Source organism: Pseudaeromonas aegiceratis (genome assembly GCF_046254905.1).
In the GTDB taxonomy this organism is placed as follows: Bacteria; Pseudomonadota; Gammaproteobacteria; order Enterobacterales; family Aeromonadaceae; genus Pseudaeromonas; species Pseudaeromonas aegiceratis.
Map to the genome: position 1 here is coordinate 3,624,943 of NZ_CP158016.1, position 23,610 is coordinate 3,648,552.

The 23,610-nt window shown below is 62.0% G+C and carries 24 protein-coding genes; 4 read left to right on the forward strand and 20 right to left on the reverse strand.

The features are described 5' to 3' along the window. The first annotated feature begins 5 nt into the window (after positions 1 to 5). A complete protein-coding gene (locus tag ABHF91_RS16995) occupies positions 6 to 884 on the forward strand; it encodes a LysR family transcriptional regulator (protein WP_409421411.1) in 879 nt (292 codons plus the stop codon). Here the strand turns inward: ABHF91_RS16995 and yghU are convergent. From yghU to ABHF91_RS17010, 3 genes are all read right to left on the reverse strand, one after another. Next, on the reverse strand, positions 881 to 1,714 hold the full coding sequence (gene yghU / locus ABHF91_RS17000; RefSeq protein WP_409421412.1) for a glutathione-dependent disulfide-bond oxidoreductase: 834 nt from the start codon (positions 1,712 to 1,714) through the stop codon (positions 881 to 883). The genes ABHF91_RS16995 and yghU overlap by 4 nt on opposite strands. A 198-nt stretch (positions 1,715 to 1,912) precedes the next feature. Beyond that, positions 1,913 to 3,742 (reverse strand): glutamine--fructose-6-phosphate transaminase (isomerizing), encoded by a 1,830-nt coding sequence (gene glmS, locus ABHF91_RS17005; RefSeq protein ID WP_409421413.1) that lies wholly within the window; start codon positions 3,740 to 3,742, stop codon positions 1,913 to 1,915. A 20-nt stretch (positions 3,743 to 3,762) separates the two neighbouring features. Beyond that, positions 3,763 to 4,539, reverse strand: a complete 777-nt coding sequence (locus ABHF91_RS17010) for a DeoR/GlpR family DNA-binding transcription regulator (protein WP_409421414.1) — start codon at positions 4,537 to 4,539, stop codon at positions 3,763 to 3,765. Between the two features lie 194 nt (positions 4,540 to 4,733). On the opposite strand from ABHF91_RS17010, the gene ABHF91_RS17015 reads away from it, so the two are divergent. The 3 genes from ABHF91_RS17015 to ABHF91_RS17025 are packed head-to-tail and all read left to right on the forward strand — an operon-like array spanning position 4,734 to position 7,918. Beyond that, the gene (locus ABHF91_RS17015; protein WP_409421415.1) at positions 4,734 to 5,831 is read left to right on the forward strand and encodes an AI-2E family transporter; all 1,098 of its coding nucleotides are present in this window, start codon (positions 4,734 to 4,736) and stop codon (positions 5,829 to 5,831) included. Between the two features lie 3 nt (positions 5,832 to 5,834). Then, the gene (locus ABHF91_RS17020) at positions 5,835 to 6,917 is read left to right on the forward strand and encodes an HlyD family secretion protein (protein WP_409421416.1); all 1,083 of its coding nucleotides are present in this window, start codon (positions 5,835 to 5,837) and stop codon (positions 6,915 to 6,917) included. Beyond that, a complete protein-coding gene (locus ABHF91_RS17025; protein ID WP_409421417.1) occupies positions 6,914 to 7,918 on the forward strand; it encodes a DUF2955 domain-containing protein in 1,005 nt (334 codons plus the stop codon). The genes ABHF91_RS17020 and ABHF91_RS17025 overlap by 4 nt, the downstream gene beginning before the upstream one ends. Before the next feature lie 24 nt (positions 7,919 to 7,942). Here the strand turns inward: ABHF91_RS17025 and glmU are convergent, their stop codons facing one another. The 17 genes from glmU to earP form a co-directional block, all read right to left on the reverse strand. After that, positions 7,943 to 9,304 (reverse strand): bifunctional UDP-N-acetylglucosamine diphosphorylase/glucosamine-1-phosphate N-acetyltransferase GlmU, encoded by a 1,362-nt coding sequence (gene glmU / locus ABHF91_RS17030; protein WP_409421418.1) that lies wholly within the window; start codon positions 9,302 to 9,304, stop codon positions 7,943 to 7,945. Positions 9,305 to 9,400: 96 nt separating this feature from the next. Further along, the gene (locus ABHF91_RS17035; RefSeq protein ID WP_345014535.1) at positions 9,401 to 9,826 is read right to left on the reverse strand and encodes a F0F1 ATP synthase subunit epsilon; all 426 of its coding nucleotides are present in this window, start codon (positions 9,824 to 9,826) and stop codon (positions 9,401 to 9,403) included. A gap of 18 nt (positions 9,827 to 9,844) precedes the next feature. Then, positions 9,845 to 11,233, reverse strand: a complete 1,389-nt coding sequence (gene atpD / locus ABHF91_RS17040) for a F0F1 ATP synthase subunit beta (protein WP_409421419.1) — start codon at positions 11,231 to 11,233, stop codon at positions 9,845 to 9,847. Between the two features lie 33 nt (positions 11,234 to 11,266). Next, positions 11,267 to 12,130 carry a F0F1 ATP synthase subunit gamma gene (atpG, locus tag ABHF91_RS17045; protein WP_409421420.1) on the reverse strand — a complete coding sequence of 288 codons (864 nt, stop codon included), beginning with the start codon at positions 12,128 to 12,130 and terminating at the stop codon, positions 11,267 to 11,269. A 46-nt stretch (positions 12,131 to 12,176) separates the two neighbouring features. After that, the gene (atpA, locus tag ABHF91_RS17050; RefSeq protein ID WP_409421421.1) at positions 12,177 to 13,718 is read right to left on the reverse strand and encodes a F0F1 ATP synthase subunit alpha; all 1,542 of its coding nucleotides are present in this window, start codon (positions 13,716 to 13,718) and stop codon (positions 12,177 to 12,179) included. 14 nt (positions 13,719 to 13,732) lie between these two features. Continuing rightward, positions 13,733 to 14,266: a F0F1 ATP synthase subunit delta gene (gene atpH, locus ABHF91_RS17055; RefSeq protein WP_409421422.1), complete on the reverse strand. Its 534-nt coding sequence runs from the start codon at positions 14,264 to 14,266 to the stop codon at positions 13,733 to 13,735. 14 nt (positions 14,267 to 14,280) lie between these two features. Beyond that, complete coding sequence (gene atpF / locus ABHF91_RS17060; protein ID WP_409421423.1) at positions 14,281 to 14,751, reverse strand: F0F1 ATP synthase subunit B; 471 nt, start codon at positions 14,749 to 14,751, stop codon at positions 14,281 to 14,283. A gap of 49 nt (positions 14,752 to 14,800) precedes the next feature. After that, positions 14,801 to 15,025, reverse strand: a complete 225-nt coding sequence (gene atpE, locus ABHF91_RS17065; RefSeq protein ID WP_409421424.1) for a F0F1 ATP synthase subunit C — start codon at positions 15,023 to 15,025, stop codon at positions 14,801 to 14,803. A gap of 53 nt (positions 15,026 to 15,078) precedes the next feature. Further along, positions 15,079 to 15,867 (reverse strand): F0F1 ATP synthase subunit A, encoded by a 789-nt coding sequence (gene atpB, locus ABHF91_RS17070; protein ID WP_409423148.1) that lies wholly within the window; start codon positions 15,865 to 15,867, stop codon positions 15,079 to 15,081. 8 nt (positions 15,868 to 15,875) lie between these two features. After that, positions 15,876 to 16,265, reverse strand: coding sequence for an ATP synthase subunit I (locus tag ABHF91_RS17075; protein ID WP_409421425.1), 390 nt, complete (start codon positions 16,263 to 16,265; stop codon positions 15,876 to 15,878). 217 nt (positions 16,266 to 16,482) lie between these two features. Further along, positions 16,483 to 17,397: a ParB/RepB/Spo0J family partition protein gene (locus ABHF91_RS17080; RefSeq protein WP_409421426.1), complete on the reverse strand. Its 915-nt coding sequence runs from the start codon at positions 17,395 to 17,397 to the stop codon at positions 16,483 to 16,485. A gap of 7 nt (positions 17,398 to 17,404) precedes the next feature. Beyond that, positions 17,405 to 18,187: a ParA family protein gene (locus tag ABHF91_RS17085; RefSeq protein ID WP_409421427.1), complete on the reverse strand. Its 783-nt coding sequence runs from the start codon at positions 18,185 to 18,187 to the stop codon at positions 17,405 to 17,407. Positions 18,188 to 18,202: 15 nt separating this feature from the next. Next, on the reverse strand, positions 18,203 to 18,823 hold the full coding sequence (gene rsmG, locus ABHF91_RS17090; RefSeq protein ID WP_409421428.1) for a 16S rRNA (guanine(527)-N(7))-methyltransferase RsmG: 621 nt from the start codon (positions 18,821 to 18,823) through the stop codon (positions 18,203 to 18,205). Positions 18,824 to 18,830: 7 nt separating this feature from the next. Then, complete coding sequence (mnmG, locus tag ABHF91_RS17095) at positions 18,831 to 20,720, reverse strand: tRNA uridine-5-carboxymethylaminomethyl(34) synthesis enzyme MnmG (protein WP_409421429.1); 1,890 nt, start codon at positions 20,718 to 20,720, stop codon at positions 18,831 to 18,833. Between the two features lie 478 nt (positions 20,721 to 21,198). Beyond that, complete coding sequence (mioC, locus tag ABHF91_RS17100) at positions 21,199 to 21,654, reverse strand: FMN-binding protein MioC (RefSeq protein ID WP_409421430.1); 456 nt, start codon at positions 21,652 to 21,654, stop codon at positions 21,199 to 21,201. 123 nt (positions 21,655 to 21,777) lie between these two features. Further along, complete coding sequence (gene efp / locus ABHF91_RS17105; protein ID WP_409421431.1) at positions 21,778 to 22,341, reverse strand: elongation factor P; 564 nt, start codon at positions 22,339 to 22,341, stop codon at positions 21,778 to 21,780. Positions 22,342 to 22,375: 34 nt separating this feature from the next. Beyond that, on the reverse strand, positions 22,376 to 23,533 hold the full coding sequence (gene earP / locus ABHF91_RS17110) for an elongation factor P maturation arginine rhamnosyltransferase EarP (protein WP_409421432.1): 1,158 nt from the start codon (positions 23,531 to 23,533) through the stop codon (positions 22,376 to 22,378). Positions 23,534 to 23,610: the final 77 nt, after the last annotated feature.

The following is a 23,610-nucleotide window of genomic DNA, read 5'->3' on the forward strand; positions in this document are numbered from 1 at the left end:
ACCCCATGGACATTCGCGCCCTGCGCTACTTCGTCGAGCTGGTACGCCAGCAAAGCTTCACCCGCGCCTCGGAACAGCTGTGCGTCACCCAGCCCACCATCAGCAAGATGGTGCGCAGCCTGGAGGAGGAGATAGGCGAACCCCTGCTGGATCGCCAGGGCCACAGCTTTGTGCTGACTGAGGCGGGCCACCTGCTGCTGGCTCGTGCCCAGAGCATACTGGCGGAGCTGGCCCAGCTGCAGAGCGAACTGACGGATCTACGGAGTCTGCGCCGCGGCCGGCTACGCCTGGGCATCCCCCCCATGGTGGGACAGATCTACGCCCCCTTGATCCGCCGTTACCGCCAGCGCTATCCGGAGGTGGAGATCAGCATAGTGGAGTACGGCGGCCGCCATCTGGAACAGGCGGTGAGCGACGGCGAGCTGGATGTGGCCCTGACCATGCTGCCCACCCGCTCCGGCGAGGTGCTGCAGAGCCTGGCCCTGGCGGAGCACCCTGTGCTGGCGGTACTCCCCGGCCAGGCCGAGACCCCGGCGGGCCCCCTCTCCCTGGCCGATCTGCAGCAGACCCCCTTTTTGCTCTACACCCACTCCTTCACCCTCAGCGAGCGGCTGGAGCAGGGCTGCCAGGCCTGCGGTTTTGCACCCACGGTGGCGGCCCGCTCCAGCCAGTGGGACTTTCTTGCCGCCATGGTGCGCAGCGGCATGGGGGTGGCCTTCTTACCCGAACCCATCTGCCGCCAGCTGGATCTGCAGGAGCTGCGCTGCCATCCCCTGACCCCGCCGCTGCTGTGGCAACTGGGGGTCATCTGGCATGGCCAGCGCTACCTCTCCCGCGCGGCCGAGGCCTGGCTGCAGCTGTGCCGGGAACAGCAAGCCGGCTAGTCGAGATCCGCGACGGCGTGCCGTTCGGCCAGCTCGCCCTTCTCCGGCCCGCCTAAGCGGTTGACCCGCCGCCCCCGCCGCACCGCCGGCCGGGCCGCCACCGTCTGAGCCCAGCGCAACAGATGCGGGTATTCCTGCACCGACAAGAACTCGGCCGCCTGGTAGAGATCCCCCAGCACCAGGGCGCCATACCAGGGCCAGATGGCGATGTCGGCGATGCTGTAGGCCTCGCCCGCCACATAGGGCCGGGTGGCCAGCAGGCTGTCCAGCAGGTGCAGCTGGCGCTTGGTCTCCATGGCGTAACGGTTGATGGGGTACTCCAGCTTCAGCGGGGCGTACTGATAGAAGTGGCCGAAGCCGCCCCCCACGAAGGGAGCCGCGCCCATCTGCCAGAACAGCCAGTTGAGGGTCTCGGTGCGACCGGCCGGATCCTGAGCTAGCAGGGCACCGAACTTCTCCGCCAGATAGAGCAGGATGGAGCCGGACTCGAATACCCGGATGGGCTCGGGGCCGCTGCGATCCAGCAGTGCCGGTATCTTGGAGTTGGGGTTCACCGCCACGAAGCCGCTGCCAAACTGCTCCCCCTCACCGATGCGAATGAGCCAGGCATCGTACTCGGCATCGGCGTGCCCCAAGGCCAGCAGCTCCTCGAGCATGATGGTGACCTTGATGCCGTTGGGCGTGCCCAGGGAGTAGAGCTGCAACGGATGCTGCCCCAGCGGCAGATCCTGGTCATGGGTGGCACCGGAGACCGGCCGGTTGATGTTGGCAAACTGACCGCCGGAATGGGCGGGCACCTGCCAGACCTTGGGGGGAACGTACTCACTCATACTGACTCCTGGCTGACTCGAACGCGGGCAATGGACGATAACGGATGACCATATCGCCCCCGCCGCCCGGCATCAAGCCAGCCTGCGGCAAGGGACTCTTGCCGGGAGAGCAATAATCCGTCAGTGAGGCCGGACCGGTGACCAATGAAAAAGGCCCCTTACGGGGCCCTTGGAGTGGCAATGAGCTGATCGGGCTTCTTATTCCACCGTCACGCTCTTGGCCAGGTTGCGGGGCTGATCCACGTCCGTGCCCTTGATGATGGCCACATGGTAGGCGAGCAGCTGCATCGGCAGTGTGTAGACGATGGGGGCTATGATTTCATCCACCTTGGGCATGGCGATCACCCGCATGGTGGCGTCGGAGACGAAGCCGGCCTGCTCATCGGCAAACACATACAGGCAGCCGCCCCGGGCCCGTACCTCTTCCACGTTGGACTTGAGCTTCTCCAGCAACTCGTTGTTGGGCGCAACCACTATGATGGGCATATCGGCGTCGATCAGTGCCAATGGACCGTGCTTCAACTCGCCGGCGGCATAGGCCTCGGCGTGGATGTAGCTGATCTCCTTCATCTTCAGTGCCCCTTCCATGGCGATGGGGTACTGGCTGCCGCGACCGAGGAACAGGCTGTTGTGCTTGTTGGCAAACTCTTCGGCCAGGGTCTGGATCTGCTTGTCCATGGCCAGGCCCTGACGGATCTGTTCCGGCAGACCATGCAGCGCCTTGACCAGTCGGGTCTCGGTCGCCTCGTCCATGTTGCCACGGCAGCGACCAATGCTGCCCACCAGCATCAGCAGGCCGGCCAGCTGGGTGGTAAAGGCCTTGGTGGAGGCCACACCGATCTCGGCACCGGCCCGGGTCATGAAGGCCAGATCGGATTCGCGCACCAGGGAGGAGCCGGGCACGTTGCAGATGGCCAGGCTGGCCATGTAGCCGGACTCCTTGGCCAGACGCAGGGCCGCCAGGGTATCGGCGGTCTCGCCGGACTGGGACAGGGTCACCAGCAGACTGCCGGGGCGGGTCACCGACTTGCGATAGCGAAACTCGGAGGCGATCTCCACGTTGCAGGTGACGCCGGCCAGCTCTTCGAACCAGTAGCGGGACACCATGCCGGAGTTATAGGAGGTACCGCAGGCCACGATCTCCACGTGTTGGATCTGTTCTAAGATCTGGCGGGCACCATTGCCGAAGGCTTCCGGTACCAGGTGGTTCGCCGTCAGACGACCTTCCAGCGTACTGTTCAGCGCCTTGGGCTGTTCAAAAATTTCCTTTTGCATGTAGTGACGGTATTCGCCCTTGTCACCCGCATCATGGGACAGTTCAGACTCCGTCTCGGCACGCACCACCGGCTTGCCATTGAGATCGAAGATGGTCACCTCATGACGGGTCACCTCGGCCACATCCCCCTCTTCGAGGAACAGGAAGCGGCGGGTCACCGGTAGCAGGGCCAGCTGATCCGAGGCGATAAAGTTTTCACCGATACCCCGACCGATCACCAGGGGGGAACCGGAGCGGGCCACCACCAGGCGCTCGGGATCCGCGCTGTCCACCACCACGGTACCGTAGGCACCCCGCAGCTCCTTCACCGCCGTCTGTAGCGCTTCCAGCAGACTGCCGGTCGTCTTGCGATAATGATGTACCAGGTGGACGATCACCTCGGTGTCGGTCTGGGAGACAAACTCATAGCCCAGCCCCTGGAGCTTGGCGCGCAACTCTTCGTGGTTTTCTATGATGCCATTGTGTACCACCGCCAGACTGCCGGAGACGTGGGGGTGGGCATTGGTTTCGGAAGGCTCACCGTGGGTGGCCCAGCGGGTGTGGGCAATGCCGGTGCCGCCGGACAAGGGGCTGGCGGCCAGCGCAACGGCCAGCTCCTGCACCTTGCCCAGGCGTCGAACCCGCTGCAGCTGATGATCGTTCACCACCGCCACCCCGGCGGAGTCATAGCCACGGTATTCCAGACGACGCAGGCCTTCTACCAGAATATCCACCACATCACGTTGGGCCACAGCCCCGACAATTCCGCACATGATCTTATTCCTTTTGTTCTTCAGAGGTTGTCAGGGGCACAGATCACCTGCACGCCCTGTTGTTCAATCTGTTGCTGCAATTCCGCACTCAAACCGCTATCGGTCACCAGCACATCTATGCTGGCCCAGGGCAGCTCCAGGTTGGGGATCCGCCGGCCCACTTTGTGTGACTCGGCAAGCACTATCACCTCCCGGGCGACCTCGGCCATCACCCGGGACAGGCCGATCAGCTCGTTGAAGGTGGTGGTGCCCCGCGCCGGATCGACGCCGGCGGCGCCGATAAACAGCTGGTCAAAATCGTAGGAGCGCAGTACCTGCTCCGCCACCTGGCCCTGAAAGGACTCGGAGTGGGGATCCCAGGTGCCGCCCGTCATCAGCAGGGTGGGCTCGTTCTCCAGCTCCCGCAGAGCGCCGGCCACCACCAGGGAATTGGTCATCACCACCAGGCCGCGGCGCTGGGCCAGCTCGGGGATCAAGGCCGCCGTGGTGCTGCCGGAGTCGATGATGAGCCGGTTGTGATCCCGGATGAGACCAGCGGCACGGCGGGCGATGGCCATCTTTCGTTTCGAAACCTGTTCTTCCTCCTGTACCGGCGGCACCAGTTCACTGGGCACGGGGACGGCGCCGCCATAGCGACGCAGCAACAGCCCATTCTTCTCCAGCTCCGCCAGATCCTTGCGGATGGTGACCTCTGAGGTCTCGAACAGCCGGGCCAGTGAGTCCACACTCACCTCGCCCTTCTGGGTCAGCAGGCTGATGATGGCGTGACGACGCTGCTGGGTGTTGCGTTTCTGCATCCGGTATTCCGTTGTGCCGCCGAGGGAAAGTACAGGCAGTTTAACCCTACAGAACGAAAGATCAAGCGAAACAAAAACACCCATCAAACTTTCGTTTTGTTCGCGAATAACGGTAATAAAGCATCACTTGGCACCCAACACCTCTGGTGCCATAGTAGACAGAGGAGCCACACCGTCACGCAAAAGGAGCCATCATGACCCCCATCCCACCCGAACAACAGCTGCGCAATGCCGTGCTGGAGGCCCTGATCAAGGGCGGCCTGCTGTTGCTGCTGGTCTACGTCTGCTACCGCATCTTCTCGCCCTTCCTGGCCCTGATGCTCTGGGCCCTGGTGATGGCCATTACCCTGCATCCGAGCCACCAGAAACTCAGCCGCCGGCTGGGCGGCAAGCAGGGGCTGGCCGCCACCCTGATGGTGCTGTTGGGCGTGCTGCTGCTGCTGGTGCCCAGCGCCCTGCTGGTGGGTTCCATGGCCGACACCCTGAAGGACGTCGCCACCGGCCAATGGCAGGTGCCCACCCCGTCGGCCAAGGTGGCGGATTGGCCGTGGGTGGGGGACAAGCTCTACGCCGTCTGGCAACAGGCCGCCACCGATCTGCCCAGCCTGCTGCAGCAGAAGGCCCCGGAGCTGGGCTCCATCCTCAAGACCCTGCTCAGCACCGCCGCCAGCATGGGCGGTAGCCTGCTGAGCTTCCTGCTCTCCTTTGTCATCGCCGGCATCATGCTGGCCTTCAGCGCCCCCGGCGCCGCCGCCATGGGCCGGATCGCCGACCGCCTGCTGGACCCGATCCGCGGCCCCGGCTTCATTCAACTCTCCAGTCGCACCATACAGGCGGTGGCCATGGGCATCCTGGGGGTCGCCGTTATCCAGGCGCTGCTCATCGGCCTGCTGATGATGCTGGCCGGCGTGCCCCTGGCGGGCCTGCTGGCCCTGCTGGTACTCATTTTTGGCATAGCCCAGATCCCCGCCAGCCTGGTGACGATTCCGGTGATCCTCTGGCTGTGGATGGGCGGCGAGCACGGCACCCTGAGTGCGGTGATCTTCACCGTGCTGCTGGTAGTAGGCGGCATGGTGGATAACGTGCTCAAGCCCATGATGCTGGGTCGCGGTGTGGAGGCCCCCATGCCGGTGGTGCTGCTGGGCGCCCTGGGGGGCATGGTCAATGGTGGCATCCTGGGGATGTTTCTGGGCGCCACCCTGCTGGCCATGGGCTATCAATTATTCATGAGCTGGGTGCAGCAACCGGCCACGGCGCCGACCCAGGCCGACGAACTTCCGCCCCAAGGATGAACCATGACTGACCAGGAAACGGACACCCAGACCGGACAGGATCCGGTGCGCCAGCTGACCCTGCGACTGGCCGGCCTGGCACTGCTGCTGCTGATCTATGTGCTGTTTGCCCAGCGCCTCACCCCCATGACCACGGGGGGCAGCGTGCAGGCCTTTCTCATCCGGCTGGCGCCGGAGGTGGCGGGCCGGGTCTCGGAGGTGACGGTCAGCGATAACCAGGTGGTCAAGCAGGGGGAACCCCTGTTCATGCTGGATCCCGAGCCCTACCAGATAGCCCTGACCCAGGCGGAAGCCCAGGTGGCCAACGTGGGCCAGAGCCTGGGGGCCGACACGGCGGCGGTGCAATCCGCCCAGGCCAAGGTGCTGCAGGCTACCGCCGCCTACAACAACGCCAGGGAGCAATCGGCCCGGGTGATGGAGCTGGTGCGGCGTGGCGTCATGTCCCAGTCGCAAAAGGATCAGGCGGTGGCCGCCCTGCAACAGGCGGATGCCACCCTATCGGCAACCAAGGCCGAGCTGGAGCGGGCCAAGCAGAACCTGGGCCCCGCCGGTGAAGCCAATCCCAGGCTGCAGGAGGCCATGGCGGCCCTCTCCCGCGCCCGACTGGATCTGATGCGCACCACAGTGCCCGCCCCTAACGATGGGGTCATCACCAATGTGCAGCTGGCCCCCGGCCAGTATGCCGCTGTGGGCACACCGGCCATGACCTTCATCGACACCCATGCGATCTGGATCAACGCCATGCTGCCGGAGAACTCACTTGAGTATCTGAAACCGGGCACCGAAGCGGAGGTGGTGTTTGACGTGCTGCCCGGTCGGGTATTCCCGGCCAGGGTGGAGAGCCTGGGCTGGGGCAGCGCCCTGTCCGGCACCACGGATCCCACCACTGGGCTGCTCACCAGCGACGGGCCCGGCAATCAGGATCGCGCCTTCCCGGTGAACCTGGTGCTGACCGAGCCCCTGCCCCACGCCCTGCGCTACGGCTCCCGGGCCTCGGTGATCCTCTACACCCACAAGGTGCGGCCCATGGACTGGATTGGCGCCGGCTGGATCCGGGTGTACAGCTGGCTCTCCTACATCCTATGAGTTCGTCCGCCGCCATCTGGCGCGCCCCCTGCCTGCGGCTGGCCGTCGCCCCGCTGGCGGCCATGGGACTGGGGTTTGCCCTGGGGCAGCCCCTGCCCTTTCTGGTAGGCATCTTCGTCATCATGCTGCTGATGATGTTCCCCGGGCGCCCGCCCCTGAGCCTGCTGCTCAAGCTGTTGTTGCTGGTGCTGGCCACCAGCCTGCTGGTGGGGCTGCTGGCCCGCATCACGGGTAACCAACCGGTGGCCTTCTGGCTCGCCATGGCAGCCCTGTGCGCCACCGCCTTTGCCCGCCTGGCCCGCAACCAGGCGGATCTGCCCGGCATGCTGATCCTGCTGGTGGCCAGCCTGAGCATGGTGCTGGTGCAGCTGAATGTCTCCCTGCCCACCCATATCGCCTGGATGATGGGCGGCGCCTTCGCCGAGTCCTATCTCTGGTGCCTGCTGGCCCATGCCCTCTGGCCCGGCGCCCTGCCCAAGAGCCAGACCGAGGCGGCAGCCCAGGTGCAGGGTTCGGCCTGGAGTGTGCTGGCCAAGACATTAGCCCTGCTGCTGGCCCTCTGGCTGGCGCTGCTGGTGAAAGACAACAGCGCCGTGCTCATCGGTGCCACCCTGGCCAACCTGCTGCGGGCCAGTGATGCCAGCCTGGTCCGCCAGCAAGGCGGCCAGCTGCTCTACTCCAACCTGCTGGGTGCCCTGGTGGCCCTACCGGTGGTGATCCTGTGCGGCATCTTCTTTCACCCCGTCATCGCGGCCCTGCTCTGCCTGTGTGGCAGCCTGTGGCTGACCGGTCGCCTGGCGCTGGGCATGGCCCCGCCTCTCATTCAGGCGGCCCTGACCGTCTACCTGGCGTTGCTGGGCTCGGCCCTGCCCAAGCTGGACCAGGGCTTCTGGATACTGAGCGATCGGGTGGTGACGGTACTGCTCACCGGCTTGTATTGCCTGCTGGTGATGCGGCTGATCCACCCCATGCCAACGGCAGAAAAACCAACGGCGCCCTGAGGCGCCGTCGACTGACCCAATCCATCACTTCTTGATCTTCACCGGCCGTTGCCAGCCAGCGATGTGCCGCTGCGGCACCCGGGTGATCACCAGCTCGTTCTCCCCCACCTCGCGAGTGACCGTGGTGCCGGCACCTATGGTGGCCCCCTTGCGCACCGTCACCGGTGCCACCAGCTGGGTATCTGAGCCGACAAACACATCATCTTCGATGATGGTCTTGTGCTTGTTGGCGCCATCGTAATTGCAGGTGATGGTGCCCGCCCCCACGTTGACGTTGGCGCCGATCTCGCTGTCCCCCAGGTAGGAGAGGTGGCCGGCCTTGGTGCCCACGCCGAGGCGCGCGTTCTTCACCTCGACGAAGTTGCCCACATGCACGTCCGCCGCCAGCTCGCAGCCCGGGCGCAAGCGGGCGAAGGGCCCTATGGTGGTGCCGGTGGCCAGTTTGGATGACTCGATCACCGTATAGGGGCTGATGATGCTGTCATCGCCTATATGGCAGGACTTGAGCACACAACCGGCGCCGATCTGCACCCGGTTGCCCAGGCTGACCTCCCCCTCGATGATGACGTTGGCATCTATGATGACATCTTCACCGCAGTGCAAGCTTCCGCGCAGATCGAAGCGGGCGGGATCCAGCAGGGTGACGCCGTCGAGCATCAGCTGCTCGGCGGCCCGGCGTTGAAAATGACGCTCGAGCTGAGCCAGCTGCAGCCGGTTGTTGGCCCCTTCGGTCTCCCAGGCCTGTTCCGGCTGGGCGGTGGCGATGGGCGCGCCGGCAGCATGGGCCGCGGCGATGACATCGGTGAGGTAATACTCGCCCTGGGCGTTCTGGCAGGTGAGCCCCGCCAGCCAGGCCTTGAGCTGGGCAGCCGGCGCCACCAGCACCCCGGTATTGACCTCATTGATGGCCAGCTGTTCGGCCGAGGCATCCTTCTGCTCGACGATACCCACCACGGCGCCCTGCTGGCGCAGGATGCGGCCATAGCCGGTGGGATTGGCCAGGTTCACCGTCAGCAGGCCGATGCCACCCTGGGGTTGCACCGCCAGCAGCCGCTCCAGCGTCGCTTGGCTTATCAGCGGCGTGTCGCCGTACAGCACCAGCACATTGTCGCCATCGGCAATGGCCGGCATGGCCTGGGCCACCGCATGGCCGGTGCCCAGCTGCTCGGCCTGCAGCACCCAGTTCACCTGGGCGGACAGGCGTTGCTGCAACAGCTCGCCGCCGTGGCCATAAACCAGATGCAGCTGGGTCGCCCCCAGCTGTTGGGCCGTCTCGATCACGTGGCTGACCATGGGCCGCCCCGCCACCGGATGCAGCACCTTGGGCAAGGAAGAACGCATGCGGGTCCCTTTGCCCGCCGCCAATATCACCACCTGTAGGGACATAACCAACCATCTCATGTTTGTGTTCGCTGGCCGTAGTGTACCGTCAGCCAATAAAAAAAGCGGCTCGAAAGCCGCTTTTTGTCTGCCAAGAACGCCTTAACGGTAGTTCTTGCGGGTCAACTCCACCACGCGCAGCTGAGCCATGGCCTTGGCCAGCTCGGCAATGGCTTCGGCATAGTCCACGTCGCCGGACTTGCCGTTCATCTTGGCTTCCGCCGCCCGCTTGGCTTCCTGCGCCTTGGCCTCGTCTATGTCCTCGGCACGAATGGCGGTGTCCGCCAGCACGGTCACGTTCTCCGGCTGCACCTCCAGCATACCGCCGGAGATGTACATCAGCTCCTCGGCACCGTGCAGCTTGATCAGCCGCACAATGCCGGGCTTGATGGACGTCAGCAAGGGCGCGTGGCCATGGCGGATACCCAGTTCCCCTTCCGCACCGGAAACCTGAACGGACTCAACCCTACCGGAGAACAGCATCTCCTCGGCGCTGACCACGTCCAGGTGGAAGGTAATCTCGGCCATAGAACCTCCTGCCTCGGATTAGAGTTTCTTGGCCTTCTCGACCACTTCGTCGATGGAGCCAACCATGTAGAACGCCTGCTCGGGCAGATCGTCGTACTCACCGTCCAGAATGCCCTTGAAGCCACGGATGGTGTCCTTCAGGGAAACATACTTACCCGGCGAGCCGGTGAACACTTCCGCCACGCTGAACGGCTGGGACAGGAAACGTTCGATCTTACGGGCACGAGCCACCACCAGCTTGTCGCTCTCGGACAGTTCGTCCATCCCCAGGATGGCGATGATGTCCTTGAGCTCCTTGTAGCGTTGCAGCACGGACTGCACGCCACGGGCCACTTCGTAGTGCTCCTGACCCACCACCAGCGGATCCAGCTGACGGGAGGTGGAATCCAGCGGATCCACGGCCGGGTAGATACCCAGGGCGGCGATCTGACGGCTCAGGGTGACGGTGGAGTCCAAGTGAGCGAAGGTGGTGGCCGGGCTCGGGTCGGTCAAGTCATCCGCCGGTACATACACCGCCTGGATGGAGGTGATGGAGCCGGACTTGGTGGAGGTGATCCGCTCTTGCAGGGCGCCCATTTCTTCGGCCAGGGTCGGTTGATAACCTACCGCGGACGGCATCCGGCCCAGCAGGGCGGATACTTCGGTACCGGCCAAGGTGTAACGGTAGATGTTGTCGATGAACAACAGCACGTCACGCCCCTCGTCACGGAACTTCTCGGCCATGGTCAGACCGGTCAGGGCCACACGCAGACGGTTTCCGGGCGGCTCGTTCATCTGGCCGTACACCATGGCCACCTTGTCCAGAACGTTAGACTCCTTCATTTCGTAGTAGAAGTCGTTACCTTCCCGGGTCCGTTCACCCACACCGGCGAACACGGACAGACCGGAGTGCGCCTTGGCGATGTTGTTGATCAGTTCCATCATGTTGACGGTCTTGCCCACACCGGCGCCGCCGAACAGACCGACCTTACCGCCCTTGGCGAAGGGACAGATCAGGTCGATTACCTTGATGCCGGTTTCCAGCAGCTCGGTGGTGTTGGACTGATCTTCGTAGCTGGGGGCCTCACGGTGGATAACCCAACGGTCGTCTTCACCGATGGGACCCTGTTCGTCCACCGGCTCACCCAGCACGTTCATGATGCGGCCCAGGGTAGCGGTACCGACCGGCACCTTGATGGCCTCACCCGTGTTGGCCACTTCGGCACCGCGACGCACACCGTCTGAGGTACCCATGGCGATACAGCGGACGACACCGCCGCCGATTTGTTGTTGAACTTCCAGAACCAGACCCTGGGTCTGGCCTTCGCTCACAATCTTCAGTGCATCGTACACCTTTGGTACGGCGTCCTGGGGGAACTGGACGTCCACCACGGCACCGATGACTTGAACGATGATACCGTTACTCATGTCAAATCCTCTAAACCTATGAATACCTTAGCCCTAAACCGCCGCAGCACCGGACACGATCTCGGTCAGTTCCTGGGTAATACTGGCCTGACGGGCCTTGTTGTACACCAGTTGCAGATCGTTGATCAGTGTGTCGGCGTTTTCGGTCGCTGACTTCATGGCCACCATACGGGCGGACTGTTCACTGGCCAGGTTCTCAACCACGCCCTGGTAAACCTGTGACTCTATGTAACGACTGAGCAGCTTATCCAGCAGATGCTTGGGATCCGGCTCATACAGGTAGTCCCAGTGATGCTTGGCCATCTTGTCATCATCTGACTTGGGCAACGGCAGCAGCTGTTCGACCTTGGGCTGTTGCACCATGGTGTTCACAAACTTGTTGTACACCAGGTACAGCCGGTCGATCTCACCGTTGTCGAAGGCCTGCAGCATCACCCGCACCGGCCCCACCAGCTCACTGACGCTGGGGTTGTCGCCGAAACCGGCCGCCTGAGCCAGGACCGCCTTGCCGTAGCGTCCGAAGAAGCTACTGGCCTTGGAGCCCACCAGGGCGAGAGAGCTCTCCACCCCTTGCTCACGCCACTCTTTCATGGAACCCAGCACGGCCTTGAACAGGTTGATGTTCAGGCCACCGCACAGGCCACGGTCGGTAGAGATGATGATGTAGCCTACCCGCTTGACGTCACGCTCTTCCAGGTAAGGATGCTTGTACTCCAAGCTCCCCAGGGCGATGTGACCGATCACCTTGCGCATGGTGACTGCATACGGACGGCTGGCAGCCATGCGATCCTGCGCCTTGCGCATCTTGGACGCCGCCACCATTTGCATTGCGCCGGTGATCTTCTGAGTGTTCTTCACACTCGCGATCTTGTTTCGTATCTCTTTAGCGCCGGCCATCTTAGACCCTCCTCGTCTGTGGCCGCCTCACGACGGCCACCTTGGGTTACCAGGTCTGGGTGGCCTTGAAGGCGTCCAGCAGCGCGCTCAGACGGGCAACGATGTCATCGTTGTAATCCGCCTTGGCGTTGATTTCCGCCATCAGGTCCCCGTGCTCAGAACTGGCAAAGGCAAGCAGCGCTGATTCGAACGCGGTGATCTTTTCCAGCTCGACGTCATCCAGGTAGCCACGCTCGGCAGCAAACAGCACCAGAGACTGGCCAGCCACGCTCATCGGGGCATACTGCTTCTGCTTCATCAGCTCGGTCACCTTCTGACCATGGCTCAGCTGCTTGCGGGTGGCGTCATCCAGATCGGAGGAGAACTGGGCGAAGGCCGCCAGCTCGCGGTACTGGGCCAGTGCGGTCCGGATACCACCAGAGAGCTTCTTCATGATCTTGGTCTGAGCCGCACCACCTACCCGGGATACTGAGATACCGGGATCCACCGCCGGACGCACACCGGCGTTGAACAGCTGGGTGGTCAGGAAGATCTGACCATCGGTGATGGAGATCACGTTGGTCGGTACGAAGGCGGACACGTCACCGGCCTGGGTTTCGATGATCGGCAGCGCGGTCAGTGAACCGGTCTGGCCCTTCACGGCACCCTTGGTGAACTCTTCCACATACTCTTCGTTCACCCGAGCGGCACGCTCCAGCAGACGGGAGTGGAGATAGAAAACGTCGCCGGGGAAGGCTTCACGTCCTGGCGGACGACGGAGCAGCAGGGAGATCTGACGGTAGGCAACGGCGTGCTTGGACAAGTCATCATAGATGATGAGGGCGTCTTCGCCGCGGTCACGGAAGTACTCACCCATGGCGCAACCGGAATAGGGGGCCAGGTATTGCAGGGAGGCAGACTCGGACGCGGAGGCCACCACGACTATGGTGTTGGCCAGGGCACCGTGCTCTTCCAGCTTGCGGACCACGTTGGCAATGGTGGATGCCTTCTGGCCGATGGCCACGTACACACACTTAATGCCGGAGTCTTTCTGGTTGATGATGGTGTCGATGGCCAGGGCGGTCTTACCGGTCTGACGGTCACCGATGATCAGTTCCCGTTGGCCACGGCCGATGGGGATCATGGAATCCACGGCCTTGTAGCCGGTTTGTACCGGCTGGGACACGGACTTACGGGCGATAACGCCGGGGGCGATAACTTCGACCGGTGAGAAACCGTCGTTGTCGATCGGACCCTTACCGTCGATGGGCTGACCCAGAGTGTTCACCACCCGACCCAGCAGGCCGGTACCCACCGGCACTTCCAGGATACGGCCGGTGCCGGTCACCTTCTGACCCTCGGCCAGGTCGGCGTAGGGGCCCATGACGATGGCACCAACGGAGTCCCGCTCCAGGTTCAGTGCCAGGCCATAACGGTTGCCCGGCAGTTCAATCATTTCACCTTGCATCACGTCGGCCAGGCCGTGGATGCGCACGATACCGTCGCTCACGGAGACGATGGTCCCTTCGTTACGCGCCTCGGTGACGACTTCAAATTGCTCGATACGCTTTTTAATCAGCTCGGCAATTTCTGTGGAATTCAGTTGCATGCTCTAATCCCCAATCAAGATTGCAATGCTTCCGCCAAGCGGTTGAGTTTGCTACGAACAGTGGCGTCGATGACTTCGTCACCGGCCTTGATGACCAGACCCGCGATCAGCGTCGGATCGACGCTGCAGTGCAGCTTCACGGTACAGCCGTAACGCTGCTCCAGTGAGGTGCGGATCTTCTCCTGTTCTGCCTGACTCAACGCACTGGCCGAGCGGACATACGCCTCGAGTTGTTTTTCCCACTCGGACTTCAATGCCACAAACTCCGCCAATACGGCAGGCAACACACTCAATCGTCCGTTTTCGGCCATCACCTTGATAAAGTTCTGACCTTGCTCGTTGAGTTGCTCGCCACAAATCTGGATGAAAAGTTCAGCCAGCTTGGGGCCGGCCGCCGGGCTGTTGACCAGCGATTGCATGACCTCGTTCGTGGAGACTTCGGCAGCAAAGGTGATCATGGCCAGCCAGTTATCGACGGCGTGCTGTTCAACGGCATACTCGAACGCAGCCTTGGCATAGGGGCGAGCGATGGTTGTCAGTTCAGACATAGCCCCGGGCCCCCTTACAGGTCTGCAATCAGTTTATCGACCAGCTCGCTGTTGGCGGCCTGATCGATTTGACGTTCGAGGATCTTCTCGGCACCGGCAACGGCCAGGGCCGCCACCTGCTTACGCAGTTCCTCTTTGGCGCGATTGCGCTCAGCTTCAATTTCGGCGCGAGCCTGGGCCAGGATCTTCTCCCGCTCAGCCATGGCGTCTTGAGTGGCTTCATCCATGATTTGAGACCGGCGCTTGTTCGCCTGCTCAATGATCTCGGTCGCCTGACGCTTCGCCTCTTTGATTTGATCCATGGAGTTGTTTTGCGCCAACTCCAGATCTTTCTTGGCCCGTTCTGCTGAAGCCAGACCGTCAGCTATCTCTTTCTGACGCTTTTCGATGGCGGCCATCAGGGGCGGCCATACGAACTTCATGCAGAACCAGACAAAGAGAATGAAGGCAATCGTCTGGCCGAGGATGGTCATATTGATATCCACAGCACTCTTCCTCTTTGATGGTTAAACGTAGGTCGGGATGGAGTGGCGCTTAGGCCACGGCAAACATCACGTACATGCCCAGACCCACGGCGATCATCGGGATAGCGTCCACCAGACCCATGACGATGAAGAATTGGGTACGCAGCAGGGGCAGCAGGTCGGGTTGACGGGCAGCGCCTTCCAGGAACTTACCACCCAGCACACCGATACCGATGGCGGCACCGATAGCAGCCAAACCCATCATCAGACCAGCAGCAATAAACAGCATCTCCATGATTTCTCTCCGAATTTAATTAAATAAATACAACAAGGGTTAATGTGAAAAAATCAGTGTTCTTCACTGGCCATCGACATGTACACAATCGTCAACACCATGAAGATGAACGCCTGCAGCGTCACGATCAGGATGTGGAAGATGGCCCAAGGCACATTGAGGAACCATTGAGACCACCAGGGCAGCATGGCGGCGATGAGGATGAAGATCATCTCACCGGCGTACATGTTGCCGAACAACCGCAGGCCCAGGGAGATGGGCTTGGCGATCAGGGTAACGGACTCAAGTATCAGGTTGATTGGCACAAACGCCCAATGGTTGAAAGGTTGCAGGGTCAGCTCCTTGATGAAGCCGGAGACCCCCTTCATCTTGATGCTGTAGAACAGGATCAAGAAGAAGACACCAAACGCCATGGACAGGGTGATATTCACATCAGCGGAAGGAACGACTCGCAATTTCTGGGCATGATCCCCAGCAATCAGCTGTGCCAATTGGGGCAGATAGTCGATGGGCAGCAAGTCCATCATGTTCATCAGGAGAACCCAGACGAAAATGGTGAGCGCCAGGGGCGCAATCAGCTTGCTCTTGCCGTGGAAGATACCGCGCACGGAGTCATCCACGAACAACACGACCATCTCAACGAAGCACTGCAGCTTGCCTGGCACGCCGCTGCTGGCCTTGACGGCCACGGAGCGGAAGATCCAGAGGAAGAGCAGACCCAAACCCACAGAAAAGATCATGGAGTCGATATTTACCGCCCAGAAGCCCGATCCAGCCTGCCAGTGATGGAGGTGGTGGGAGATATACTCCTGAGGAGTAAGCATTTCTCCTGTTGCAGCCATGAGTTTTCCTAGTAACGGTTGTTGAGTGTTAACGAAATAATCCATTGGGAGCACAAGAGAACCCCGTAGGTGACAAACAGCGGCAGATGCACCACCGCCAGCCACTTAAAGGCAATCAAGAACAATGCCAGTGTTGCCACCAGCTTGATCCCGGCTCCGCAATAGACGTCCCACAACACCAGTCCAACGTTCAATTCCTCCGATTTTCTGGAGGTACCGATCCAGCTGAACAGCATTTGTGGCACCCAGTATATTCCCCCCCCAATCAGGGAGGAATAAGCCGCGGCCCCCCCCTTGCCCAGGTACCAGGCGAGGGAGCAGACCACGATCAGGACAAGCTGATAAATCAAAATAATCCAGGCAAGTGCTTGAACACTCATTTGGCGATTCTGATCCACCCGCTTCTCCAATCCGGTCGAGGTAAAAAAGGGCGTCCTTTTTAACACAAATTTAACCTTGTCACCGTCACATTTATCACAATCGTTGCAATTTGTGATAACCGTAACTATTTATCAAACAAAGTATTTTTGTGACTCGGGACACAATAGCCCAGCTCTGCTTAAAAAACCATACTTGAAAAAAAACCAGATTGACTAGCAATCTGGTTTCTCTTTCTCACAATTCTAGCCCGAGATTCTTCAACAGGCGGTTGAGCTCGTCGGCATTCTGATAACTCAACACCACCTTGCCGCGCCCGGCCTGATGATGCTGCCACTGCACACCGACGCCCAGGCGCTGGCTGGCCAGCTGTTGCCAATCCTGACTACGGGGATCCGGCGCTGGCTGCGGTTTTTCCGATTTGGGCTGTTGGGCCTTTTTCACCCATTTCTCGGTTTCCCGCACCGTCAGTCCCTTCTGCACCACATTCCGGGCCAGTTCGGACTGCTGTTCGCCCTCCAGCGCCAACAGGGCACGGGCATGCCCCATCTCCAGATCGCCATGCTCCACCAGGCGTTTGACGTCGTCGTTGAGCTGATTGAGGCGCAGCAGGTTGGAGACGGCACTGCGGGACTTGCCCACCGCCTCGGCCAGGGCCTGATGGGTCAGGCCGAATTCCTCCAGCAGGCGCTGCAGGGCCACCGCCTCTTCGATGGCGTTGAGATCTTCACGCTGTATGTTCTCGATGAGGGCGATGGCCACCGCCGCCTCATCCGGCACGTCCTTCACCAGGCAGGGCACCTCGGTGAGGCGCACCAGCTGGCAGGCCCGCCAGCGCCGCTCGCCGGCGATGATCTCGTACTGCTGCTCCCCCAGGGGCCGCACGACGATGGGCTGGATCACCCCCTGGGCCCGGATCGAGTTGGCCAGATCCTCCAGCGCCTCCTGGGACATGTCCTTGCGCGGCTGGTACTTGCCCGGCTTGAGCCAGGCCACCGGCAGGCGTCGCAACTCACCCTGGGTCGACTCGCTGCGCTCACGCACCTGGTCGGTCTTGATGTCATCGATAAGCTGCTTGTGGCGGGCCGCCTGGCTGGTGCCCAACAGGGCATCCAGGCCCTTGCCCAATCCGCGTTTCTTGGCTGGTGTCATAGTGCTCTCAGGCCGGCGTGGCCAGTTGTTCTTCCCGTCTGAGGATTTCGCCGGCCAACGCCAGGTAGGCCTTGGCTCCCAGGGAACTCTTGTCGTAATACATGGCCGGTGCGCCAAAGCTGGGGGCCTCGGCGAGCCGCACGTTACGGGGGATGATGGTGCGATACACCTTGTCCCCAAAATGCTGTTTCAGCTGATCGGACACCTCATTGGCCAGTCGATTACGGTGATCGTACATGGTTCTGAGGATGCCCTCGATGCACAGGGCCGGATTGACCACGGCCGCCAGCTTGCTGATGGTGTCCACCAGGGCGGTGAGCCCCTCCAGGGCGAAATACTCGCACTGCATGGGCACCAGCACGGAATCGGCCGCCGACATGGCATTGACCGTCAGCAGGTTCAACGACGGCGGACAATCGATGAAGACGTAATCGTACAGCTCCCGCACCCCGGCCAGGGCGGTGCGCAGCCGGCTCTCCCGGGCGAAGACCTCCATCAGGCGGATCTCGGCCGCCGTGACGTCGGAGTTGGCGGCGATAAGGTCATAGCCGCCGCTGGTGGCCGTGACCACCACCTGGGCAAAGGGCACCTCGTCCACCAACAGCTCGTAGGCGGTTCTCGGTACCTCGTACTTGTCCACCCCGCTGGCCATGGTGGCATTGCCCTGGGGATCCAGATCGATCACCAGCACCTTGCGCCGGGTGGCGGCCATGGAGGCGGCCAGGTTGACGCAGGTGGTGGTTTTCCCCACCCCGCCCTTCTGGTTGGCTATGGCAATGACTCGTCCCACGGCATCCCCTGCAAATTACTGTCGTTTGATGATAATCAGATGGCGTTCGGCACCCAGCTCCGGCACCTGCAGCGGCTGGACAGCCTGCAGAGTCAAACCGGCTGGCAGGCAGGTCAGCTCCTCGTCGGGACAGACCCCCTTGAGGGCCAGGAAGCGCCCCTCGACCGAAGGCAGGTGATGGCACCAGGCCAGCATGTCCAGCAAGGAGGCAAACGCCCGGCTCAGAACCCCATCGAAACCCTGTTCTGGCTGATAGTCCTCTACCCGAGACTGCACCGGGGTGACATTGGTCAGCCCCAGCTCATGGATGACCTGGCGGATGAAGCGGATCCGCTTGCCCAGGCTGTCCAGCAGGACAAACTGCTTGTCCGGATTGAGGATGGCCAGGGGCAGACCGGGGAGTCCCGGTCCCGTGCCCACATCGATAAACCGGCTGCCCTGCAACCAGGGACTCACCACCAGGCTGTCGAGAATGTGCTTGACCAGCATGTCATCTGGTTCGCGCACCGAGGTCAGATTGTAAGCCTTGTTCCACTTGTGCAGCAACCCGACGAGCTGCAGCAGCTGTTGCTTCTGTGGATCGGACACCACCAGGCTGGTCTGGGCCAGCAAGGCATCGAGACGTTGTGCCAGCATGCTCACCTCAGGCGCTCTTGCGCAGCAGGCCACGCTTCTTCAGGTGCACCAGCAGGATCGAGATGGCCGCCGGGGTGATCCCCGGGATCCTCGCCGCCTGACCTATGGTCTGGGGCTTGGCGTCGTTGAGTTTGGCCTTCACCTCGTTGGAGAGGCCCGGCACCTCGGCATAATCCAGATCCAGCGGCAGCAGGGTGTTCTCGTTGCGCAGCTGCTTGTCGATCTCATCCTGCTGACGATCTATGTAGCCGGCGTATTTCACCTGGATCTCCACCTGCTCGGCAGCCTGGGGGTTGGCCACGCAGGGGCCCAGGCCGTCCACCGCCATCAGGGCCGGGTAGGTTACCTCGGGGCGACGCAGCAGCTCTTCCAGGTTGTGTTCCCGATTGATGGGTGCCTTGAGCAGACCGTTGAGGGTCGCCAGGGACGGATGGTTGAGGTTTACCCAGGTCTCCCGCAGCCGCTGCCGTTCCCGCTCGATCTGCTCCAGCTTGTCGTTGAAGGCCGCCCAGCGGATATCGTCCACCAGACCCAGTTCACGACCCACAGGGGTCAGGCGCAGATCCGCGTTGTCCTCCCGCAGCAACAGGCGGTATTCCGCCCGGCTGGTGAACATGCGGTACGGCTCCTTGGTGCCCAGGGTGGAGAGATCATCCATCAGGACACCGAGATAGGCCTGATCCCGGCGCGGCGCCCAAGGATCCTTGTCCTGGGCCCGCAGAGCGGCGTTGATCCCGGCCAGCAGACCCTGGGCCGCCGCCTCCTCGTAACCTGTGGTGCCGTTGATCTGCCCGGCAAAGAACAAGTTTTTCAAACACTTGTTCTCCATGTTGGCCTTGAGATCCCGGGGATCGAAGTAGTCGTATTCGATGGCGTAGCCCGGCCGCACTATGTGGGCCTGCTCGAAGCCCAGCATGGAGCGCACGATCTGCACCTGCACGTCGAACGGCAGGCTGGTGGAGACGCCATTGGGGTAGAGCTCGTGGGAGCTGAGGCTCTCTGGCTCGATGAAGATCTGGTGGGCGTTCTTGTCGGCGAAGCGCATCACCTTGTCTTCGATGGAGGGGCAGTAACGGGGACCAATGCCCTCGATCACCCCGGCATACATGGGGCTGCGATGCAGGTTCTGCCGGATCACCTCATGGGTGCGCTCGTTGGTGTGGGTGATGTAGCAGGGCACCTGGCGGGGATGCTGCTGTGGCTTGCCCAGGAAGGAGAACACGGGGACGGGATCGTCACCGGGCTGGGTCTGCAACACGGAGAAGTCCACCGAACGAGCATCGATGCGCGGCGGTGTGCCCGTCTTCAGGCGTCCCACCCGCAACGGCAGCTCCCGCAGGCGCTGGCCCAGGCCGATAGACGCGGGATCCCCGGCGCGGCCACCATCATAGTGCGCCATGCCGATGTGGATCAGGCCGTTCAGGAAGGTACCGGCGGTCAGCACCACGGTTTTGCCCAGGATGCGGATCCCGGCCTGGGTGACGACCCCCACGACTGTGTCGCCGTCCAGGATCAGATCCTCGCAGGCCTGCTGGAAGATCTGCAGGTTAGGCTGGTTTTCCAGCCGGTGCCGGATCTCCTGCTTGTAGAGCAGACGATCCGCCTGGGCGCGAGTGGCTCGCACCGCCGGGCCCTTGGAGGAGTTGAGGGTGCGGAACTGGATCCCGGCATGATCGATGGCTTCGGCCATGATGCCGCCCAGGGCATCCACCTCCTTGACCAGGTGACCCTTGCCAATGCCGCCGATGGCCGGATTGCAGGACATCTGCCCTAGCGTATCCACGTTATGGGTTAGCAGCAGGGTCTTCATGCCCATGCGGGCCGCGGCACCCGCCGCTTCGGTACCGGCATGGCCACCGCCCACGACGATCACGTCAAACTGCTCGTGATATTGCATAAGGATCACCTCGATTGGCTGGTCAGGATCTTCCGCCTGGAAAAAGGCGGATCATTCTATCCGGTTAGGCGGTGCGGATAAACGACGAGTTTGTACTTAAGCCGGCATCAGGATCCCGGCTAGTTATATAAGGATCCTTAGATCGATCTCTTATTGGATCTTTTATTAGGATCCGCCACTTGTGTGGATATTGAACTTTTCTTCCTTGAAAACAAGATCTTGGATTAGATCATTGCCTGTGATCTACCCGGGATCCTGCCGGCGGGATCCTCTGGACAAGATCGCCTTTTATGCACAGCCCCAGGTGGGTCTACGGATTGATCAAAGGATAATCAGGGGATCAACAGAAGATACTCAGGATCTTATCCACAATGACAATAAAGCTGGATCTTTCCTGTGGATGGGCTGGGTGTCAAGGGGGCAAGCCTGTGTGCAAACCGTGGCGGGGGAGACGGCCCACCACGGTGGATCGGCGGGATCAGAGCTGGCTTAGCAGGGGTAACCAGGTCTCCAGCCAGAGGTCGGCGGCATCCTCCGGCAGATCCTGGGCGGTGACATCGATGAGGCAGGGCGTGCCCAGGGGCTGGGCGCCGCAGCCTTCCAGCAGGGCCTGCATCTGGTGGCCGGCGGCACAGAAGGTGTCGTAGTTGCTGTCACCCAGGGCCACCACGGCGTAGTGACTGCGACCCAGGTTGGGCTGCTTGAGCGCCAGTTCCTGGGCGAAGGGCTTCAGGTTGTCGGGGATCTCGCCGGCGCCGTGGGTGGCGGTTACCGCCAGCAACAGCTGACCGGCGGTATCCCCCAGCTCGGCCAGGCTGGCGGGGTTGTGGATCCGGGTCTGGTGACCGGCCGCATTCAGGCGATCGGCCAGGTGATCCGCCAGGTATTCGGCGGCACCCAGGGTGGATCCCACCAGCAGATGGATCTGCGCCATGGTTGCTTTCTCCTAAGGACTTGGGGGCTTCAGTCTAGCCAAAGCCGGATTGAGGGGGAGAGGGATAACAAAAAGGAGCCACGAGGGCTCCTTCTTTATATACCGGGTCACGGCCATCGCGGACTAGACGCGACGCTTGAATTCGCCGGTACGGGTGTCGATTTCGATCTTGTCGCCGATCTTGACGAAGTCGGCCACTGAGATGGTGGCGCCGGTGCCAACCAGACGGGCCGGCTTCATCACCTTGCCGGAGGTGTCGCCACGGACGGACGGCTCAGTGTATTCCACTTCACGCACTATGGTGATGGGCAGTTCGACGGAGATGGCCTTGTCGTTGTAGAAGGTCACTTCACAGATGTCTTCCATGCCGTCGATCAGATAGTCCAGCAGGTCGCCCAGGTTTTCCTTTTCCACGTCGTACTGGTTGTACTCGGTATCCATGAAGACATACATGGGGTCGGCGAAGTAGGAGAAGGTGCACTCCTTGCGCTCCAGCTGCACGACTTCCATCTTCTCATCGGCCTTGTACACGGTTTCGGTACCGGCGCCGGAGAGCAGGTTCTTCAGCTTCATCTTCACCACGGCGGCGTTACGGCCGGATTTGTTGAATTCGGTCTTCAGAACGACCATGGGGTCGTTGCCGATCATCACTACGTTGCCGGCGCGGAGTTCCTGTGCGGTTTTCATTGGATCAGTTTCCTGTTTGAACAGAGAGGTATGATTAAACGCCGTATTCTAGCCGGTTTTCCACCCATTGCACCAGACGGCTGGCTAAATCTCCTCCAGATAGCACCTGCTCCGGCCAGCGCCGTGCCCAGCTCAGGTATTCGGCGCTGTGGTGGCACCATTGCGGCCACTGAATGGCCATCTGCTCGGCCTCGCCTCTGTCATAGGCCAGATGAAAATCCAGCAGGGCCTGGCGGGCTTCGGCACTTAACCCGCTAGCATAGCGCGCCATGAAGGCCTGCAGCTTCTCCAGGTGGATGTCGTCTTCTTGCTGGTAGATGTGCCAGAGGAAGGGGCGGGCGGCCCATTGGGCCCGCAGGAAGGAGTCTTCGCCCCGCACCAGGTTGAGATCGCAGGACCACAGCAGACGGTCGTAACCGGCCTGATCCGTCATGGGCAGGCCCACCAGCTGTAGGTTGCCGCGGCGGGCTTGGGCGCCGGCCGGTAGCGCCTGACCCAGCCAGGGTTGCAGGCTGGCCAGCACCCGACCTTCCGGCACCAGCAGGCAGACGGGATCCTGGCCGTCGGCCCAGGCCTGTAGCAGGCCGGGCAGGGCTTGGGTCTCGTAGGTGAACAGGCTTATGTAGCGGCAGTGCGCCGGTTGGGGGGGGACGCCCAGCTGGGCAAACAGCGCCTGACGCTGGGCCGGATCCGCCTGCCAGGCCTGGCGCTGGGCGCTAAGTGATCCTTCACACAAGAGGCCACCGCTGCGGGGGCTGAAGCCGGGAAAGAAGAAATGCTTGGCCAGGCCATTGCTTTGCAGCGAGGGCAGGCTGTGGCAGTCGTCGATCCACGCCTCGGCACTCAGGTATTCGAGATTGAGCCACAGGGGGCGGGGACTGGCCTGGGCCATGGCCCTGAGGGCCGCGTCGGGCAGCTGGCAGGCGAAGGCCTCGATCACCAGGGCGCCGGGTTGCCAAGTAGGATCGAAGTCAGGATCCCAGCGACAGATCGACACCCCGTCACGAGTCTGAGTGGCCAGGGCCGGATCCAGATCCGGGCAGAGGCTGGCGAAGCTGGCCAGATCGTCCACCCAAAGGCGGATGGGCTGGGCGAACTCCGCCACCAGCTGGCGGGCCAGCCGCCAGGTGACGCCGATGTCGCCGTAGTTGTCCACCACGGTGCAGAAGATATCCCAGTGTCGTTTGTGCATCTTGCCCTGTCTGAATTGTGCCGGTGCCTGGGGCGCGGTTATACCGGATCCCGGCACCGGTCTCCAGCGACGGATCT

Coding starts and splice junctions, on each gene's coding strand:
- ABHF91_RS16995 (WP_409421411.1), top strand. CDS start 6: ATGGACATTCGCGCCCTGCGCTACTTCGTCGAGCTGGTACGCCAGCAA.
- yghU (WP_409421412.1), bottom strand. CDS start 1,714: ATGAGTGAGTACGTTCCCCCCAAGGTCTGGCAGGTGCCCGCCCATTCC.
- glmS (WP_409421413.1), bottom strand. CDS start 3,742: ATGTGCGGAATTGTCGGGGCTGTGGCCCAACGTGATGTGGTGGATATT.
- ABHF91_RS17010 (WP_409421414.1), bottom strand. CDS start 4,539: ATGCAGAAACGCAACACCCAGCAGCGTCGTCACGCCATCATCAGCCTG.
- ABHF91_RS17015 (WP_409421415.1), top strand. CDS start 4,734: ATGACCCCCATCCCACCCGAACAACAGCTGCGCAATGCCGTGCTGGAG.
- ABHF91_RS17020 (WP_409421416.1), top strand. CDS start 5,835: ATGACTGACCAGGAAACGGACACCCAGACCGGACAGGATCCGGTGCGC.
- ABHF91_RS17025 (WP_409421417.1), top strand. CDS start 6,914: ATGAGTTCGTCCGCCGCCATCTGGCGCGCCCCCTGCCTGCGGCTGGCC.
- glmU (WP_409421418.1), bottom strand. CDS start 9,304: ATGTCCCTACAGGTGGTGATATTGGCGGCGGGCAAAGGGACCCGCATG.
- ABHF91_RS17035 (WP_345014535.1), bottom strand. CDS start 9,826: ATGGCCGAGATTACCTTCCACCTGGACGTGGTCAGCGCCGAGGAGATG.
- atpD (WP_409421419.1), bottom strand. CDS start 11,233: ATGAGTAACGGTATCATCGTTCAAGTCATCGGTGCCGTGGTGGACGTC.
- atpG (WP_409421420.1), bottom strand. CDS start 12,130: ATGGCCGGCGCTAAAGAGATACGAAACAAGATCGCGAGTGTGAAGAAC.
- atpA (WP_409421421.1), bottom strand. CDS start 13,718: ATGCAACTGAATTCCACAGAAATTGCCGAGCTGATTAAAAAGCGTATC.
- atpH (WP_409421422.1), bottom strand. CDS start 14,266: ATGTCTGAACTGACAACCATCGCTCGCCCCTATGCCAAGGCTGCGTTC.
- atpE (WP_409421424.1), bottom strand. CDS start 15,025: ATGGAGATGCTGTTTATTGCTGCTGGTCTGATGATGGGTTTGGCTGCT.
- atpB (WP_409423148.1), bottom strand. CDS start 15,867: ATGGCTGCAACAGGAGAAATGCTTACTCCTCAGGAGTATATCTCCCAC.
- ABHF91_RS17080 (WP_409421426.1), bottom strand. CDS start 17,397: ATGACACCAGCCAAGAAACGCGGATTGGGCAAGGGCCTGGATGCCCTG.
- rsmG (WP_409421428.1), bottom strand. CDS start 18,823: ATGCTGGCACAACGTCTCGATGCCTTGCTGGCCCAGACCAGCCTGGTG.
- mnmG (WP_409421429.1), bottom strand. CDS start 20,720: ATGCAATATCACGAGCAGTTTGACGTGATCGTCGTGGGCGGTGGCCAT.
- mioC (WP_409421430.1), bottom strand. CDS start 21,654: ATGGCGCAGATCCATCTGCTGGTGGGATCCACCCTGGGTGCCGCCGAA.
- efp (WP_409421431.1), bottom strand. CDS start 22,341: ATGAAAACCGCACAGGAACTCCGCGCCGGCAACGTAGTGATGATCGGC.
- earP (WP_409421432.1), bottom strand. CDS start 23,533: ATGCACAAACGACACTGGGATATCTTCTGCACCGTGGTGGACAACTAC.